Origin of the sequence: Saccharomonospora iraqiensis subsp. paurometabolica YIM 90007, from assembly GCF_000231035.2 — a bacterium.
In the GTDB taxonomy this organism is placed as follows: domain Bacteria; phylum Actinomycetota; class Actinomycetes; order Mycobacteriales; family Pseudonocardiaceae; genus Saccharomonospora; species Saccharomonospora paurometabolica.
Genome location: NZ_KI912185.1, coordinates 110,814 through 123,941 on the forward strand (window position 1 = coordinate 110,814; position 13,128 = coordinate 123,941).

General features: G+C 71.7%; 16 protein-coding genes. 10 read left to right on the plus strand and 6 right to left on the minus strand.

Annotated elements, in window-relative coordinates; translation table 11 throughout:
• Positions 1-352 (minus strand): hypothetical protein (locus tag SACPADRAFT_RS24525; protein WP_007024755.1); only part of this gene is annotated, 352 nt, incomplete at its 3' end.
• 214 nt (positions 353-566) lie between these two features.
• Between SACPADRAFT_RS24525 and SACPADRAFT_RS0200620 the strand changes: the two genes are divergently transcribed.
• Both SACPADRAFT_RS0200620 and SACPADRAFT_RS0200625 read left to right on the plus strand, forming a co-directional pair.
• Positions 567-1,454, plus strand: coding sequence for a helix-turn-helix domain-containing protein (locus tag SACPADRAFT_RS0200620; protein ID WP_007024754.1), 888 nt, complete (start codon positions 567-569; stop codon positions 1,452-1,454).
• Between the two features lie 2 nt (positions 1,455-1,456).
• Complete coding sequence (locus SACPADRAFT_RS0200625) at positions 1,457-1,666, plus strand: DUF397 domain-containing protein (protein WP_007024753.1); 210 nt, start codon at positions 1,457-1,459, stop codon at positions 1,664-1,666.
• A gap of 130 nt (positions 1,667-1,796) precedes the next feature.
• Here the strand turns inward: SACPADRAFT_RS0200625 and SACPADRAFT_RS0200630 are convergent, their stop codons facing one another.
• Both SACPADRAFT_RS0200630 and SACPADRAFT_RS0200635 read right to left on the minus strand, forming a co-directional pair.
• Positions 1,797-3,416, minus strand: coding sequence for a succinic semialdehyde dehydrogenase (locus SACPADRAFT_RS0200630; RefSeq protein WP_007024752.1), 1,620 nt, complete (start codon positions 3,414-3,416; stop codon positions 1,797-1,799).
• A gap of 82 nt (positions 3,417-3,498) precedes the next feature.
• Positions 3,499-4,101 carry a TetR/AcrR family transcriptional regulator gene (locus tag SACPADRAFT_RS0200635; RefSeq protein ID WP_007024751.1) on the minus strand — a complete coding sequence of 201 codons (603 nt, stop codon included), beginning with the start codon at positions 4,099-4,101 and terminating at the stop codon, positions 3,499-3,501.
• 182 nt (positions 4,102-4,283) lie between these two features.
• On the opposite strand from SACPADRAFT_RS0200635, the gene SACPADRAFT_RS0200640 reads away from it, so the two are divergent.
• From SACPADRAFT_RS0200640 to SACPADRAFT_RS0200670, 7 genes are all read left to right on the plus strand, one after another.
• Positions 4,284-5,405, plus strand: coding sequence for an acyl-CoA dehydrogenase family protein (locus SACPADRAFT_RS0200640; RefSeq protein WP_407690008.1), 1,122 nt, complete (start codon positions 4,284-4,286; stop codon positions 5,403-5,405).
• A gap of 33 nt (positions 5,406-5,438) precedes the next feature.
• A complete protein-coding gene (locus tag SACPADRAFT_RS0200645) occupies positions 5,439-6,581 on the plus strand; it encodes a CaiB/BaiF CoA transferase family protein (protein ID WP_007024749.1) in 1,143 nt (380 codons plus the stop codon).
• 278 nt (positions 6,582-6,859) lie between these two features.
• Positions 6,860-7,027 carry a hypothetical protein gene (locus SACPADRAFT_RS31850; RefSeq protein ID WP_007024748.1) on the plus strand — a complete coding sequence of 56 codons (168 nt, stop codon included), beginning with the start codon at positions 6,860-6,862 and terminating at the stop codon, positions 7,025-7,027.
• 339 nt (positions 7,028-7,366) lie between these two features.
• Positions 7,367-7,879 carry a hypothetical protein gene (locus tag SACPADRAFT_RS0200655; RefSeq protein WP_007024747.1) on the plus strand — a complete coding sequence of 171 codons (513 nt, stop codon included), beginning with the start codon at positions 7,367-7,369 and terminating at the stop codon, positions 7,877-7,879.
• Positions 7,880-8,066: 187 nt separating this feature from the next.
• Positions 8,067-8,963: a lytic transglycosylase domain-containing protein gene (locus SACPADRAFT_RS0200660; RefSeq protein WP_007024746.1), complete on the plus strand. Its 897-nt coding sequence runs from the start codon at positions 8,067-8,069 to the stop codon at positions 8,961-8,963.
• Between the two features lie 3 nt (positions 8,964-8,966).
• Entirely contained in the window at positions 8,967-9,467 is a 501-nt protein-coding gene (locus SACPADRAFT_RS0200665) for a hypothetical protein (protein WP_007024745.1), read from the plus strand.
• A 2-nt stretch (positions 9,468-9,469) separates the two neighbouring features.
• Positions 9,470-9,820, plus strand: coding sequence for a DUF3817 domain-containing protein (locus SACPADRAFT_RS0200670; RefSeq protein WP_007024744.1), 351 nt, complete (start codon positions 9,470-9,472; stop codon positions 9,818-9,820).
• Here SACPADRAFT_RS0200670 and SACPADRAFT_RS0200675 read toward each other — a convergent pair.
• Genes SACPADRAFT_RS0200675 through SACPADRAFT_RS0200685 form a run of 3 tightly spaced genes read right to left on the minus strand, consistent with a single transcriptional unit; the run spans position 9,786 to position 12,213 of the window.
• Positions 9,786-10,661 carry a spermidine synthase gene (locus tag SACPADRAFT_RS0200675; protein ID WP_007024743.1) on the minus strand — a complete coding sequence of 292 codons (876 nt, stop codon included), beginning with the start codon at positions 10,659-10,661 and terminating at the stop codon, positions 9,786-9,788. The two genes, SACPADRAFT_RS0200670 and SACPADRAFT_RS0200675, sit on opposite strands and share 35 nt — an antisense overlap.
• Positions 10,661-11,050 carry an adenosylmethionine decarboxylase gene (gene speD, locus SACPADRAFT_RS0200680; protein WP_007024742.1) on the minus strand — a complete coding sequence of 130 codons (390 nt, stop codon included), beginning with the start codon at positions 11,048-11,050 and terminating at the stop codon, positions 10,661-10,663. The genes SACPADRAFT_RS0200675 and speD overlap by 1 nt, the downstream gene beginning before the upstream one ends.
• Positions 11,050-12,213 (minus strand): type III PLP-dependent enzyme, encoded by a 1,164-nt coding sequence (locus SACPADRAFT_RS0200685; RefSeq protein ID WP_007024741.1) that lies wholly within the window; start codon positions 12,211-12,213, stop codon positions 11,050-11,052. The genes speD and SACPADRAFT_RS0200685 overlap by 1 nt, the downstream gene beginning before the upstream one ends.
• A 623-nt stretch (positions 12,214-12,836) precedes the next feature.
• On the opposite strand from SACPADRAFT_RS0200685, the gene SACPADRAFT_RS31855 reads away from it, so the two are divergent.
• On the plus strand, positions 12,837-13,128 hold a 292-nt coding region (locus SACPADRAFT_RS31855), incomplete at its 3' end, for a hypothetical protein (RefSeq protein WP_198048234.1).

Here is a 13,128-nt window from a genome sequence, read left to right on the forward strand (position 1 = left end):
GGTGCGGCCGGGGGCCCGGCGCGTGTCTGCGCCGCGCCCGTGGTTCGGCCACCGGGTCCGGGTCGGGGTCGAGTGCGATCTGGACGGCGAGGTAGGCGCGGCACGGCAGCGCCCCCCGCCTGCGGAGGAACGGTCTGCGTCTGCCGTGGCAGACGGTGCAGTGGCCGCTCGGCTCGACCCGGTGGTCGGCGAGAACGGTCTTCAGGGCGCCGGCGAGCAGGGCGACGTTCAGACCGTCCAGTTCGGCGCGGACGCCGGGGGAGGTCTCGCCGCCCGAGTGCGTGATCTCGTCGAGTCTGCGGTGCACGCTCGCCTGGAGTGGAGTGACGATGCTGGGGTCGCGCCCGGCCACGTGATCTCCCGATGTTCGCGTTGTGGAACGGTTGTTGCGCCGCGGAGCACGAGGCAGCATACAACCGCCGGCTGCAATTTGCAGTCCGTCGATCGGGGGCCGCGGTGTTACCGAGGGTCTCGCCACGCCGGTCCGGCTTGCCCGTGGTGATTGGATGTGCGCGACGACGCTGCCGGAGCGGGGTCCGACAGCGCGGGGAACCGGAGGTGGAGTGATGACGCGAGGCCACGGCCCGACGGTGCGGCGGCGCAGGCTGGCGGGTGAACTACGGCGGCTCCGCGAGGCCGCGCAGCTGACCATCGACGACGTCGCCGACCGGCTCGAGTGTTCCGCCTCGAAGGTCAGTCGCATCGAGACCGGCCAGGTGGGGGTGACGCCGCGGGACGCCCGGGACATGCTGGAGCTGTACGGCGTCACGGGGGACGAACAGGAGGCCCTGGTCCAGCTCGCCCGGGAGGCACGCAAACGCGGCTGGTGGCACGCCTACAACGAGGTCTTCACCGGGGCGTTCGTCGGACTCGAGGCCGACGCCAGCTCACTGCGGGCGTACCAGGCGCTGCTCGTCCCCGGACTGCTGCAGACCGAACGGTACGCCCGTGCGGTCATCCGGGCGATGCGTCCCGGTGCGGAGGAATCGGAGATCGAGCGCAGGGTCGCCGCGCGGCGGGCCCGGCAGCGGTTGCTGAGCGAGGAGAGCCCGCCGGAGTACTGGGCCGTGGTCGACGAGGCGGTCCTGCACCGCGTCGTCGGGGGTCCCGAGGTGATGGCCGAGCAGTTGTCCCGGCTCGCCGAGGCCGCGCGTTCGCCGCACGTCACCGTCCAGGTCGTCCCGTTCGGAGCGGGCGCCCACCCGGGGATGGAGGGGCCGTTCCTCATCCTCGGTTTCCCGGAACAGGCCGATCCGGACGTGGTCTATGTGGACAGCACGAGCAGCGGACTCTATCTCGAGATGGAGTCCGACGTGCGCCGCTACGCCCGCATGTTCGATCATTTGCGGGCCGCCGCGCTCAAGCCGGACGACTCGGTGGACGTGATCACCGGTGCCGCGTGGCGGTTCGACAGTGGCAGTGACACCTCCGATGTGGAGCGGACGAAGGAGTGACCATGCCCATCAGGACGGACTCGACCGGGCTCTCGTGGCGCAAGAGCAGCCACAGCGGTGGGGGCAACGACTGCGTCGAGGTCGCCTTCACCGGCGACGGTGCCGCCGTGCGGGACTCGAAGAACCCCGCGGGGGGTTTCCTGACCGTGCCCGCGGCGGAGTGGGACGCGCTGGTGGCGGCGGCCCGGAGCGGCGAGCTCGACCTCCGCTGACCGGGACCGGACCGCGGCGGGACGCCCCACGGCGGGCACGCCCGTGACGTCGTCTCCTCACCTTCGGCCCACCCCTTCGGCCGGAGGTGAGGAGACGAACCACGGACGGTGCGGCGGTGGTCGGGTGGCGTCAGCGGCGCGGCAGCCGGCGGAGCAGCTTCATCCCCGCCGTCATCCCCTTCGCCCACAGTGCGGGCGGCAGTCCCCGCGGGGGACGCAGCCGCAGGCCCCGCTGCACCGCGATCGACTGGCTCTCGGTGTACTTGAGCAGTCCCTCGGCGCCGTTGCGCCTGCCCACACCGGACTCCTTCATCCCGCCCATCGGGACCCCGACGGTGCCGAAGGTGGCGGCGTAACCCTCGTTGACGTTCACGGTGCCCGCCTTCAGCCGGGTCGCCACGGCGGAGGCGGCCCGGGTGTCGCGGCCCCACACGCTCGCGTTCAGGCCGAACGGGGTGTCGTTGGCCCGGTCGACCGCCTCGTCGACCTCGGAGTAGCCGTAGACCGACACCACCGGGCCGAACGTCTCGTCGGCGAACACCCGCGCGTGGGCGGGCACGTCGGTGAGGATCGTGGGCTCGTGGAACAGCGGGCCCACGTCGCCGCGTGCCCGGCCGCCGGTGACCACGGTGGCGCCCGCGGAACGGGCGTCGTCGACGTGGGCGGAGACGGTGTCGAGCTGTTCGGTCGAGGTCAGCGAGCCCATGTCGGCGCGGTAGTCGAGGGTGCTCCCGAGTGTCAGCGCCCGGGTCCGCGCGGCGAAGGCGTCCAGGAACCGCGCGCGGATGCTCTCGTGGACGTAGATGCGCTCCACCGACACGCACAGCTGACCCGCCGACGAGAAGCACGCGGCGACCGCGCCCGCGGCCGCCTTGTCCACGTCGGCGTCCGGCAGCACGATCATCGGGTTCTTGCCGCCCAGTTCCAGGGAATAGGACGTCAGCCGCTGCGCGATCGTGCCGGCGAGCGTCTTGCCCGTCGGGGTCGACCCGGTGAAGCAGACGTAGTCCGACTCCTCGACGAGCGCGTCGCCGATCCGCGAACCCCGGCCCAGCACGATCTGCCACGCGTCGGCGGGCAGCCCCGCGCGTTCGGCGAGCTCGTGCAGCCACAGGGCCGACAGGGCGGTCTGGTTGTCCGGCTTCTGCACGACGGTGTTGCCCGCGGCCAGGGCGGGCAGGACGTCCATCGCGGTCAGTGCCAACGGGTAGTTCCACGGCGAGATGACGCCGACCACGCCCTTGGGCTGCTGAACCCGGGTGGCCCGGGTCAGCACCGGCAGGGCTCCGGGCGCACGGCGGGGCGCGAGCAGCCGTGCGCTGTGCCTGCCGTAGTAGGCCGACACCAGCGCCGTCGCGCTGATCTCGTCGAAGGCGTCGATCCGCGCCTTGCCCGCCTCGACCTGGATGAGGTCGAGACCCTCGTCCTGCTGGTCGAGCACGAGGTCGTGCAGGCGCGTGAGGATGCGCTGCCGTTCGGCGGCGGGGCGGCGCGCCCACGACGTCTGGGCACGCCGCGCGTCGGCGAAGACCGACCGGGTGTGCGGGTCGGTGCCCTGCGGCAGCACCGCGCTCGGCAGGCCGGTGAACGGCGCCGTCATGGTGACCGACGTGGCGTCCGCGCCGGACCGGACCCGGGCGAGCAGGGTCCCGGCCCGGGCCCGGGACGGGGCGCCCGGCATCCCGCCGACGGTGTCCGGGTGGTCGGGGTTCCGCGTGTGCGTCGCCGCCTCCGGCATCGTGCTGGTCATGACGCCTCCGAATGCCCGTTGTTACTGAAGAGTAGTTCTCCGAGTGAACCATACCGTCGGTACGTACGCACGGATGCGTGGCTCATGTGTAGAGCGCCGTGGCGATCCGTTTCCACTCCCGCAACAGCTGTTCCCGTCGCTGCGGATCACCGCCCAGTTCGGCGTCCAGCGCCAGGCCCCGGGTCAGGTTGACCGTCAGCCAGTAGAGCGTCTCCAGTCGGTCCCGCGGCAGGTCCCCGACCAGGGTGGCGAGCCGGTCGAGGGTGGCGCGGCCGAGCGCGCGGTCGACCGGGCGCATGGCCTCCCGCAGGGCCGGATCGGTCCGCGCGGCGACCCACAGCTCCATCGCCGCACTGGCCAGCGTCCCGGAGTAGGACTCCCACAGCAGGTCGATGACCGCGCTCACCCGTTCGGGGCCCTCGGGGAGCCCGGTGGTGTCCGGGGCGTGTCGCTCGGTGAGCCGGCCCGTCAGGTGCTCCACCGCCGCGGCCATCAGTTGCGCCTTGTCGGGGAAGTGGTGCTGGACCGCGCCCTTCGACACTCCGGCCCGCGCGCAGACCTCCTGCATCGACGTCCGCGCGTATCCGCGTTCGACCAGGCAGTCGATGGTCGCGTCGAGCAGCGCGGTGCGGGTGCGCGCCGTGCGTTCGGCCTGTGTGCGGTGCCTGCGTTCCGGCGTGGTCACGACTGTCCGGCTCCTGTCCGCTCGTCCGGTGGGAAGGGTTCCGCCCGTCCCTCCTTTACCGGAGGGCCCGCGGCGGAGTACATTACGGCGGGAACTTACCTTCCGATCGTAATGTTTTTCCCGTCCGTCCCGACCCCCCCGGAGGGAGCGCCGTGCCGCTGCCGCAACAGCAGAGTTCGTGGATGACCGAGGAGCTGGCCGATTTCCGGGACATGGCCCGGACCTTCTGCCGCAACGAGCTCACCCCGCACCAGGAGAGGTGGGCCGAGAACAAGCGGATCGACCGCGAGGTGTGGACCAAGGCGGGCGAGGTCGGCCTGCTCGCCCTGTCGATCCCGGAGGCCTACGGCGGTGGCGGCGGGACGTTCGCACACGAGGCCGTGCTCTACGAGGAGCAGGCCCGCAGCGGTGACAGCGCCTGGGGCGTGTCGGTGCACAACGGCATCGTGACGCACTACCTGCTCGCCTACGGCTCCGAGGAGCAGAAACAGCGCTGGCTGCCGAAGCTGGCCTCCGGCGAGTTCGTCGGCGCCATCGCGATGACCGAGCCCGGCACGGGGTCGGACCTGCAGGGCATCGCCACCCGCGCGGTCCGCGACGGGGACCACTACGTGATCAACGGGGCGAAGACCTTCATCACCAACGGCGCGTTGGCCGACCTCGTGGTCGTCGCGGTCAAGACCGATCCGGACGCGGGTGCGCAGGGCGTCTCGCTGGTCGTGGTGGAGACCTCCACCCCGGGTTTCCGGCGGGGACGCACCCTGGACAAGGTCGGCATGCACGGGCAGGACACCGCCGAGCTGTTCTTCGACGACGTCCGGGTGCCCGTGGACAACCTGCTCGGCGGGCAGGAGGGCCAGGGCTTCGTCCAGCTGATGCAGCAGCTCCCGCAGGAGCGCCTGCTCATCGCGGTCACCGCCGTGGCGGGGATGGAGAGCGCGATCGAGCTGACCCTGGACTACACCAAGGAGCGCACCGCCTTCGGCAGGCCCGTGTTCGGCTTCCAGAACACCAAATACAAGCTCGCCGAGGCCGCCACCGAGGCGGCGGTGTCCCGGGCGTTCCTCGACCAGTGCATCGAGCGGCACCTGCGGGGCGAGCTGGACGTGCAGGGTGCGGCGATGGCGAAGCTGTGGACCACCGAGCGGGTCAACAAGGTCGTCGACGAGTGCGTGCAGCTGTTCGGGGGCTACGGCTACATGACCGAGTACCCGATCGCCCGCGCCTGGGCCGACATGCGGGTCTCGCGCATCTTCGGCGGCACGAACGAGATCATGAAGGACATCATCTCCCGTGGCCTGTGACACGGGGCCGACCGGACAGGAAAGGCGGTCGTCATGAGCGCTGGTCCGCTGAGCGGTCTGCGGGTCGTCGAACTCGCGGGGCTCGCGCCCGCACCCTTCGCCTGCACCGTGCTGGCCGACCTCGGTGCCGACGTGGTGCGGGTCGACCGGGCCGTCCCCGGCGACGACGTGCTCGCCATGCCGAAGGACCCCCTGCTGCGCAGCCGACGGACCATCGGGGTCGACACCAAGACCGCCGAGGGTGTCGAGCTGGTGCTCAGGCTCGCGGAGCAGGCGGACGTGCTCGTGGAGGGGTTCCGTCCCGGCGTCGCCGAACGCATGGGACTGGGCCCCGAGCAGGTGCACGCCCGGAATCCGGGCCTGGTCTACGGGCGGATCACCGGGTGGGGGCAGACCGGCCCCCTGGCGCCCTCGGCGGGGCACGACATCAACTACATCGGTCTGTCCGGGGCCCTGCACCCGGTCGGCCGGGCGGGTGAGCGACCGGTGCCGCCGGTGAACTTCCTCGCCGACTTCGGCGGCGGCGGGATGTATCTCGCGATGGGTGTGCTCGCCGCGCTGTACGAGCGCGGCTCCTCGGGACTCGGCCAGGTCGTGGACGCCTCGATGGTGGAGGGGTCGGCACTGCTGACCACGCATCTCTTCGGACTGCGGGCCAGCGGCCTGTGGGACGGTGAGCGCGGGGAGAACATGCTCGACGGCGGGGCGCCGTTCTACGACACCTACGAGACCGCGGACGGGCGCCACGTCGCCGTCGGCGCCATCGAGGGGCGGTTCTGGTCCGCGCTGGTCGAGGTGCTCGGACTCGACCCCGAGCAGGTGCCGGTGCACATCGACCAGCGCGAGTGGCCCCGTCTGCGGGCGATGCTCGCGGAGGCGATCGGCCGGTACACCCGGGACGAACTGACGGCCAGGGCGGAGGGCACGGACGCCTGCCTGACCCCGGTGCTGTCGCCGTGGGAGGCCGCCGAGCACCCGCACAACCGCGCGCGGGGGTCGTTCGTCGAGGTCGACGGGATGACGCAGCCCGCACCGGGGCCGAAGTTCGACCGGACACCCGCGGCCGAGCCGGATCCCCCGCACCCGAAGGGATCGGACACCGGGGAGGTGCTGTCCGAACTCGGTCTGGACCCGGCCGAGATCGACCGCCTCCGGGAGGTGGGCGCCCTCGGCTGAGCACGGTCGGTGACCGTCGCCTCGCCGTACCGGGTGCGCCCGACGTGCCGGGACACCCGCGGACACGGGCGGGTGTCCCTCCGGCGTGTTGCGGGGGCACGGTGCGGGAGGTGCCTTACAGTACCCGGACACCGGCGCGTGGTGCGGGGGCCGCGGTGCGTCCCGCTCCACGTTCGCGTGACTGCGCGTCGCGATGCCGTGCCCTGCGGCATGATGAATGCGGTGGGAAGCAGTGCCGTCACCGTGCGGTGACGCCGAGCAGGAATCGGGTGGAAGCCATGTCACCGGGTCTGAAGAAGGTACTGATATTCGGCGCGGTCGCGCTCGTGCTTTTCCTTCTCGTCTCGCGCCCCACCGAGTCCGCCGAGACCGTGCGCTCGGCGTTGAGCTGGTTGCGGGACGGGGCCGAGGCCATCATCACGTTCTTCCAGTCGCTGTTCGCCTGACGCGAAAAGGCCAGGTCACCGGCGCCCCGGACCGGGGTGCCGGTTCGTCGTGCGCGCGCCCCGAGAATGCATACCGTGCGTAGCGACAAGCTCTGAACGTCCCGTTTCGCTCCGACAAACGGGTGGATTCCCCGTCCGAACACACTGGTCGGCGGAATCGGAGCCCGATCACCTCTTCCGAATCGTCGGTCCGCTCTCATACGGTGCACCTCACATTGCGTGACCGAGCGGTACCCGAGGACCCACGCACTCAGATCTCGAACAACGTTGCTCGACCAGTCTTGGACGACACAGCAGTGCGACGACCACAGCAGTGCGTTGCTGAAGGAGGCAGGCGAAATGCGGGATTCCGGAGTCGACGCGGTGATCCGACAGTGGGCCGCCGAACGTGAGCAGACCGCCGAGGACCGTGAGGTCAATCGGATCGCGACGGAGTGGATGGCCGAGGCCGCGCCGTCGTCGGCCGGCATTCCGGCGCAGCCGTCGTCGGCCGGCATCCCGGCGCAGCGGCGGGAGACGGGGGACCGGGCGTGGGCACCGGTCGACCTGGCCGACCCGGACTTCCTCGACGCGATGCGCGAGCGGTTGCCCGAGGCCCCGGACGAACTGCTCGGTGCCGCGGCCGGATGGTGGCAGATGATCGGGGACGTCGAGGAGGCCAAGGCCTGGTGGGACGCGGGGATCAGCCCTCTCGACCAGCGCGCCCTCGATTACCGGGCCGCCGGACTCACCCCCGCCGACCTGGGCAGGCGGCTCGGCCCGCTCACGGTGCTGGACCATCTCCGGCGGGGCAGCGCTCCCGCCTGGTGCGTCGCACGGCTCACGCGCCAGCGCCGCGACGCCGCGAGCTGACCCCGGCCCCGGCTTCCCGGGTGTGGCGGGGCGAGCCGCAGGCGCCGCCCCGCACACCTCCGGTACGGGCCGTTGTCGGCCGGTCGGCCCGGAGGTTACGCTCGCTCCGTGTCCGTGATCATCAGGCAGCGTGACGTGTCCCCTCGGACGGGACCGGCCGCGGCGGTCCGCCCCCGGAGGGCGGCCCGTGGCTGATCCGCGGCCATCCGGACGGGGTATCCGGGCCCTGCTCCTGCGACTGAGCCTGGTCGTGCTCGTGCTCGCCGTCGGGACGGCCGGGGTGTGGCTGGTGGACCGGTACGCGGTTCCGGGTTCGTCGACCGCCGGGTCGACGGAGCTCGGACTGCCCGTCGAACCGGCTCCGGTGGAACCGGGCTCGGCCGCCCCCGCCGACGATCGGATCGCCGATGTCGAGCCCGCCACCGACCCCGCCGACGAGCGGAGCGGATCCGCGGACGGGGAGACCGACGGTGCCGCCACGGACGGGGACGACGCGTCCGGATCCGGGGCGCGCACACTCACGGACTGGGCCGCGGGCCTCGCCGACGTGGTGGGTGTGCCCGAGCGGGCGCTCGTGGCGTACGGCAACGCCGAGCTCGTCCTCCGTGAGCACCGGCCGGACTGCGGGGTGTCCTGGGCGACCCTCGCCGGGATCGGCCGGGTGGAGTCCGACCACGGCCGCTACGGCGGCGCGGTCCTCGGCGACGACGGGCGACCGTCCGAGCCGATCATCGGGATCAGCCTCGACGGTTCGGACGGTGTCCGGGCCATCCCGGACACCGACGGCGGCAGGCTGGACGGGGACACCCGGCACGACCGCGCCGTGGGGCCGATGCAGTTCATCCCGCAGACCTGGGAACGCTTCGGCGCGGACGCCTCCGGCGACGGGGTGGCCGACCCGCAGCAGATCGACGACGCGGCGCTGTCCGCCGCGCGCTACCTCTGCGTGGGCGACCGGACGATGTCCGACGCCGAGGGGTGGTGGGACGGAGTGCTGTCGTACAACAACTCGACGGAGTACGGGCGGTCGGTGTTCTCCCTCGCCGACGGTTACGCCAAACGCGCCCGGGGGGCCGCGGGCTGAGGTATGCCGGACGTCACCCCCACCCGAGGTGCTAGCGTCGACGGCGTGTCCCTCCGCTCCGTGACATCCCGCAAGCTGGTCATCGCGAGCGTGTGCCTGGCGTGCCTGCTCGTCTGCTGCGGACTGGCCTGGTGGCAGTGGGACCGCTACGCCTCGGCGGGCGGCAGTTTCCAGAACCTCGGCTACGTGCTGCAGTGGCCGTTGTTCGGGCTGTTCCCGGTGTTCATGGTATGGCGGATCCGTCGGCTCAACCAGCAGGAGCAGGAGCGGGCCGCGCAGGCGGAGCGGGACGAACCGGACGGGACGGCCGGTCCCGGGGACGCGGGCGGTGCGGCCCGCGGTGGTGCTGCCACCCGGCCGGCGACCGCCGCCCGCACCGTGGCCCGGTCCCCGGGCTCCGACCGGGACACGGCAGGCGATCCGGACACGGCCACCGACGACGCGCTCGCCGAGTACAACCGGTACCTGGCCGAGCTCAACGCCCGCGAGCAGGAGAGGAACTGACGATGGTGAGCACGGAGAACCCGACGACGGCGGCGACCCCGGCCACGGACCTGCACGGGCCGCTGCAGCGCTTCCGGGTCGCCGCCTTCGTCACCGGCCTCGGCCTGCTCGGCCTCGTCGTGGTGATGGTGCTGCGCTACGGCTTCGGGATGGAGGAGCCCTCCGCGGTCTACTCGCCCATCCACGGGGTGATCTACATGGTCTACCTCGTGGTGGCCGTCGACCTCGCGCTCAAGGCGCGGTGGACGGTCAGGGGCACGCTCGGTGTGCTGCTCGCCGGGTGCGTGCCCCTGCTCTCGTTCGTCGCGGAACGGGCCGTTACCCGGCGTGTCCGGGCCGGGCGGAGGGTCTGACGCGCACCGAGTGCGGCGGCACCGTGCCGCCGCGGAGCGCGTCCGCGTCGATCGACACCGGCTGGTACCCCGCCCCGGGCAACCTGTCGATCATGGTTGCGACCGGGTCCTCGATCCGGTCGGGCCTGCCGGACAGGAACGCCCACTCGTGCTCGTCCGAGCCGTAGTAGACGGCGGTGCCGAACAGGCCGGTGAACCGGTCCCACGCCGTGATCAGCGTGTCGTTGCGCCACAGCGTCGGGCATCCGCCCTGCGCGGTGACGACCCCGCCCGGTTTCAGCCGCTCCGCGCAGCGGCGCAGGAAGTCCGCGCCGTACAGCCGGTTGTGCTGGGCGTCCGGGTCGAGGTTCTCGTCGGGCAGGTCGATCACGATCACGTCGTAGCGTTCGTGGGTGCCCGAGAGGAAGTTCCCGCCGTCGGTGTAGTGCATCCGCACCGGGCCCGTGCCGCGTTCGGCCTCCGCCAGCTCGGCGGGTGTGTAGCCGTACGGGAGGTGCTCGGCGCAGGCCCGCACGGCGGCCTCGTCGATGTCCACGTGATCGACCAGGTCGGCGCCCTGCTGCACGGCCATCTGACAGACGACCCCTTCGCTCGACCCGATGACGAGCACGGAGCGCACCGTGTCGGCGAGCAGCATCGGCGGCACCATCAGGGCCTCGTGGTAGACAAGCTGGCTGGCCTCGGTGCTCTGTCGTTCGTCGTCGCAGAACAGCGTGAGTCCCTGTGCGGTGCGCCCGATCAAAACGTGCTGGTAGTCGGTGTGCGTGTCCAGGACGATCCCGTCGACGTCCCACACGCGGGTCATGCCTTCCCCGTACGGTTCGACGATCCGGGCCGCCATCAGGTCCCCGCCTCCGCGGGCTGACGGCCACGGTGGAACGTCGACATGGACACCGACCCGGTGCCGAGCGCGTCGGCCAGCAGGGTCACGGCACGTTCCGGATCGGCCCGTTCGCCGCAGGTGAACACGTCGACGAACACCGCGCCGATCTCGGGGTAGGTGTGAACCGACGCATGGGACTCGGCGAGCATCGCCAGGACGGTCACGCCTTGCGGCTCGAAGCGGTGGGCGATGACTTCGCACACCGTCGCGCCGGCGTCGGTCAGCGTGTTCGCCAAGGTGCTGCGCAGGAAAGTCTCGTCGTCGAGCAACTGCGGCTCGATGCCCTCCAACTCGGCGAGGACGTGCTTGCCGGAGAACACGCCGACCGGATTGAGCTCACTCGGCACTAGATCAGCCTCCCTTCAGAAATGCAGTACGTACGTAAGGGCTCTATTCCGTTGAACGCGACCGACGAGTAACTTGCCGTGTACGCGCCCGTCGCGAGTATGTCGATCCGGTCGCCCTGTCGCAGCGACAGCGGCAGCCGGTATGGCGTTCGCTGGTAGAGCACGTCGTCACCATCGCACGTGGGTCCGGCGATGATCACAGGGCCGTCCGCGTCGGAGTGCTCGCCCACGACGTCGAACCGGTAGGCGATCGCCTCGTTCTCGGTCTCGGCCAGCCCGTTGTACCGGCCGATGTCGAGGTATACCCACCGATGTGGGTCCGCATCGGCCTTGCGGGACACCAGCACCACCTCGGAGCGGATCAGTCCGGCCTCCGCGACGACGGCACGACCGGGTTCGACGACCAGTTCGGGTTGTGTGTCCGGGAAGTGTGTGGCCAACGCCTCCCGGACGTCGGCGGCGTAGGACTCCACCGACGGCGCGGGGCCGGTGTACGCGACGCCGAAGCCCCCGCCCACGTTCAGCCGCCGGAGCCGGACACCGCGCTCGGCCGCCGAGGCGAACACCTTGGCGGCCGAGGAGATCGCGACGTCCCACGCGTTCGGGTCCAGCTGTTGTGAGCCGACGTGAAAGCTTACCCCCACGGGTCGCAGGCCCGCCGAGGCCGCGGCGACCAGCAGTTCCGCGGCGTGGTCGGGGTGGACCCCGAACTTGTGCCCGAACGGGGTGACCGAGTCGGGCCCGCCGTCGACGAGGATCCGCACCGACACCTCCGCCCCGGGCGCGTTCCGCGCGATGTTGTCGAGATCACCCCGGGCGTCGAAAGTGAATTCGGTGACACCGTGCGCGTGCGCCCTCGCGATGTCGGCCGGCTTCTTGACGGTGTTGCCGTAGGACAGCGTCTCCGGCCGTGCGCCCTCCCGCAGGCACAGGTCGATCTCGGCGGGACTGGCCACGTCGAACGCCGCTCCCTCCCGCACGAGCGCGCGCACCACGGCGGGCTCGGGATTGGCCTTCACGGCGTACTGCACCCGGCCCGGGGCGAACGCCGCGGCCATCGACCGGTACCGGGCGAGTACGGCGTCGACGTCGACGACCAGGCACGGGGTCGGCGGTTGCTGGGTGGTCAGGAAATCGCGAATCCGGTCAACCGTTGTCTCCACCCGTGCGAGGGTAGGTCGGTGCCGTCGGACCCGGCCGCCGGAGGAACCCCCCGGTCGGCGAGCGCGGACGGTGGTCGCCCGCCACCCGGCCCGGGAATGCCCGGGGGGAGGTTGCCACAAGATCGTGCATAGTTCGTCCGGCCCGTGTCACCCGGGCGCCTCCCACCGTGCCCCGGGCAGGTGACCCGGTGCGCGGAGGCTGCTCTATGTGGGTGAGGCTTGACCCGTTTCGCCGGACGAGTGTCGTAATCGGACCGGCGTCCGGATCCCCCGATCCGCCGCCGTACCGGGACGATGATCAGCAACGATCGTGTCGTCGCAGGTCAGGTGCCCCGTGTCGAGGAATCTCGACACGCGTCCGATTGGTGTAGGCTCTGTCCACCCTGACCGAGTCCCCCGGACGGAGTGCGCGGTGACACCGGCTCGTGGGCGACGGCCGGTCGGCGCGCCCCGGGTCGCACGACGCCCGACGTGCCCGTCGGGGACGACGATTCGGTGCGAGAGCGGGACGTGAGGACACCGCGGCTCGACGGCACCGGCACCCGGCCGGAGGCATCGACCGTGGCGGGCAGACCGGAGGAGGAGTCACCTTCGTGAAGGTTGCGTCGGATGGCCGAGTGCCCGTGGGGCGACTCCTCGGGGAGGAACCGCCCCGGTCCCGGTGGCGCGCGGTGCTGCGGTGGCGCGACTGGAGTCTTCCGGTCAAGCTCGGGGCCGTCACCCTCATCCCGATCCTCATCGCGCTGGTGCTCGGCGGGGTCACGCTGGTCGACCGCATCGCGCACGCCGACCGCGCCGACCGCCAGGACCGGCTCGCCGAGACGGGCGTCGCCGTCCGCTCCCTGCTCGACGCCCTGCAGCGGGAACGGACGCGCACCGCCGAGGCCCTCACCGCGGGCGACGGCGTCGACTCCG

What these genes read in the sequence shown, in the direction of transcription:
- SACPADRAFT_RS0200620 (WP_007024754.1), top strand. Translation starts at nt 567, where the DNA reads ATGACGCGAGGCCACGGCCCGACGGTGCGGCGGCGCAGGCTGGCGGGT.
- SACPADRAFT_RS0200625 (WP_007024753.1), top strand. Translation starts at nt 1,457, where the DNA reads ATGCCCATCAGGACGGACTCGACCGGGCTCTCGTGGCGCAAGAGCAGC.
- SACPADRAFT_RS0200630 (WP_007024752.1), bottom strand. Translation starts at nt 3,416, where the DNA reads ATGACCAGCACGATGCCGGAGGCGGCGACGCACACGCGGAACCCCGAC.
- SACPADRAFT_RS0200640 (WP_407690008.1), top strand. Translation starts at nt 4,284, where the DNA reads ATGACCGAGGAGCTGGCCGATTTCCGGGACATGGCCCGGACCTTCTGC.
- SACPADRAFT_RS0200645 (WP_007024749.1), top strand. Translation starts at nt 5,439, where the DNA reads ATGAGCGCTGGTCCGCTGAGCGGTCTGCGGGTCGTCGAACTCGCGGGG.
- SACPADRAFT_RS31850 (WP_007024748.1), top strand. Translation starts at nt 6,860, where the DNA reads ATGTCACCGGGTCTGAAGAAGGTACTGATATTCGGCGCGGTCGCGCTC.
- SACPADRAFT_RS0200655 (WP_007024747.1), top strand. Translation starts at nt 7,367, where the DNA reads ATGCGGGATTCCGGAGTCGACGCGGTGATCCGACAGTGGGCCGCCGAA.
- SACPADRAFT_RS0200665 (WP_007024745.1), top strand. Translation starts at nt 8,967, where the DNA reads ATGCCGGACGTCACCCCCACCCGAGGTGCTAGCGTCGACGGCGTGTCC.
- SACPADRAFT_RS0200670 (WP_007024744.1), top strand. Translation starts at nt 9,470, where the DNA reads ATGGTGAGCACGGAGAACCCGACGACGGCGGCGACCCCGGCCACGGAC.
- SACPADRAFT_RS0200675 (WP_007024743.1), bottom strand. Translation starts at nt 10,661, where the DNA reads ATGGCGGCCCGGATCGTCGAACCGTACGGGGAAGGCATGACCCGCGTG.